Genomic DNA, 2416 nt, shown 5'->3' on the forward strand with positions numbered 1-2416 from the left:
CGTGGAAGTGGGCGCGCCACGGGGAGGCGTCGGGGACGGCGTCACCGGTGAGGGCCTCGCCGAGGTCGTCGGTGCCGCGCAGACCGGCGGCGGTCGCCGTGCGGGTCTGGTGCAGGAAGCGGGGTTCGTCGAAGGCGGCGAGCGCCTCGCGGACCTCGGGGAGGTGGGGGTGCTCGGCGTGCAGGGCGGCCGAGAGCTGCGACTTCACGACGGGGACGCGGGCCCGGACGAGCGCGTCCAGGGCGGTGTGCGGGTCCTCGAAGGAGGTGGCGAGATGGCAGGTGTCGACGCAGACGCCGATGCGGTCGTGGCCGACCGCGGTGAGCGGACCGACGGCGTCGGCGGTGGTCTCGACCGTGCAGCCGGGTTCGGGTTCCAGTCCGACGCGGATCGAGCGGCCGGTCAGCTCGGCGACGGCGTCGAGGCGTTCGCCGAGGGTGCGCAGGGCCGCGTGGGCGGCGTCGGCGCGCGTGTCGTCGTAGGCGGTGCGCCAGGCCAGCGGGAGCGTCGAGACGGTGCCCTCGGTGACGTCGTCGGGGAGGAGCGCGGCGAGGACCCGGGCCAGGGCGGTGGTGTGGTCGAGGCGCTCGGGGTCGGCCCAGTCCGGCTTGTAGACGCGGTACTTGACCTGCTCCGCGCCGAAGCCCTGGTACGGGAATCCGTTGAGGGTGACGACTTCGAGGCCGCGCCGGTCGAGTGCGGTGCGCAGCCCGCGCAGGGCGGAGGGGTCCGTGGTCAGGGCGTCGGCGGCGTCCTTGGCGAGCCACAGGCCGATGCCGAGGCGGTCACGGCCGAGGCGCCGCCGGACGGGCTCGCAGTGGTCGCGCAGCTGGGCGAGGACACCGTCGAGAGTCTCGGCCGGGTGCACATTGGTGCAGTAGGCGAGGTGGACGGTGGATCCGTCGGGGTGGCGGAAGCGCATGGGTCACTCCCCGCCGCGCAGGATGCTGTTGCCCTCGTGGGTGGCGTCGGTCGGGGCGGTGTCGAGGTCGAGACGGCCGCTGAGCCCGTAGAAGGCGACCGGGTTGCGCCACAGCACGAGGTCCACGTCGTCCTCGTCGAACCCGGCGGCGAGCAGGGCGTCGGCGACCCGGCGGGTCTTCAGGGGGTCGCTTCTGCCCCAGTCGGCGGCGGAGTTGACCAGCACCTTCTCCGTGCCGAACGCCTTGATGACGGCGACCATGCGCTCCTCGTCCATCTTGGTGTCGGGGTAGACGGAGAAGCCGAGCCAGGAGCCGCTGTCCTTGGCCTCCTTGACGGTGGTCTCGTTGAGGTGGTCCAGCAGCACCCGCTCGGGCGGCAGCTCGGAGGCGCGTACCACCTCGACGGTGCGGCGCAGTCCGGCGAGCTTGTCGCGGTGCGGGGTGTGCACCAGGGCGGGCAGGCCGTGGTCGGCGGCGAGCTGGAGCTGGTGCTCCAGGGCGAGGTCCTCGGCGGGGGTCATGGAGTCGTAGCCGATCTCGCCGACGGCCACGACGCGGTCCTTGAGGAGGTAGCGGGGCAGGTGGTCCAGGACGGGGGTGCAGTTCGGGTCGTTGGCCTCCTTGGGGTTGAGGGCGATCGCGCAGTGGTGGGCGATGCCGTACTGGGCGGCCCGGAACGGCTCCCAGCCGAGCAGCGAGTCGAAGTAGTCGAGGAAGGTGGCCGGGGACGTGCGGGGCTGCCCCAGCCAGAAGGCCGGTTCCACGACCGCGCGGACGCCCGCCTCGTGCATCGCCTCGTAGTCGTCGGTGGTGCGGGACGTCATGTGGATGTGGGGGTCGAAGATGCGCATCAGGTCTCCTTGCCGTCGGTGCCGGTCCCGTCGGCCGGTGGGGGCGCGGTCAGGGCCAGGACGCGGTACAGGTCCCCGGGCACGGGACGGCCCGCGGCGGTGCGTTCGTCGGCGAACGCGCCGAGCATGCGGGCCAGTTCCGTGTCGCCGTGGGCGCGACGGGCCAGGTCGGTGATCTCGTCGACGGGTACGCCGGTGAACAGGCACTTGAGGACGGCGTGCCGCCAGTCGTGCGGGCCGAGGTGGCGGGCCCCGTAGGGGCCGAGGGCGGCGGCGACGAGGCGGGTGTCGTTGGTGCGCAGGGCGTCCTCGACGAGGTGCAGCGCGTCGGGGCCGGGCACCAGGTGGGGCAGGGCGTGCAGCACGGCCCGGCGTTCGTCGGCGGTGCCCTGCCGGTAGACCCGGTCGAGCGCGGCGGTGTCGGCGCGGGCCGCGTGCAGGATCAGGACGCGGACGGCGTCGGCGTGCTCTGCGCCGCAGCGGCGGCCCGCCTCGGCGAGGCGCAGCTCCCACACGGAGATGGGGCCGTGGGTTCCGGGATGGTCGGCGGCCTCGGCGAGGGCCCGGTCGAGCCAGACGCGGGCGGGGTCGTCGAGCCGCACGGTCAGCGGGCCGCGCAGCGCGGCGGGGGCGGTGCGGGCC

General features: G+C 74.3%; 3 protein-coding genes. All 3 read right to left on the bottom strand.

The genetic code is table 11. The annotated features are described in order from the left end of the window. Nucleotides 1-922, bottom strand: a 922-nt coding sequence (eboE, locus tag AOK15_RS32050) for a metabolite traffic protein EboE (RefSeq protein ID WP_055521829.1), incomplete at its 3' end; no start/stop codon positions are given. Nucleotides 923-925: 3 nt separating this feature from the next. Further along, the gene (locus AOK15_RS32055) at nucleotides 926-1774 is read right to left on the bottom strand and encodes a TatD family hydrolase (RefSeq protein ID WP_055521830.1); all 849 of its coding nucleotides are present in this window, start codon (nucleotides 1772-1774) and stop codon (nucleotides 926-928) included. Beyond that, the coding region (locus tag AOK15_RS32060; RefSeq protein ID WP_055521831.1) for an EboA domain-containing protein at nucleotides 1774-2416 on the bottom strand (643 nt) is incomplete at its 5' end. The genes AOK15_RS32060 and AOK15_RS32055, both read right to left, overlap by 1 nt.

The sequence above is a fragment of the Streptomyces ossamyceticus genome (assembly GCF_001418475.1).
In the GTDB taxonomy this organism is placed as follows: Bacteria; Actinomycetota; Actinomycetes; order Streptomycetales; family Streptomycetaceae; genus Streptomyces; species Streptomyces ossamyceticus.

Coding starts and splice junctions, on each gene's coding strand:
- AOK15_RS32055 (WP_055521830.1), bottom strand. CDS start 1,774: ATGCGCATCTTCGACCCCCACATCCACATGACGTCCCGCACCACCGAC.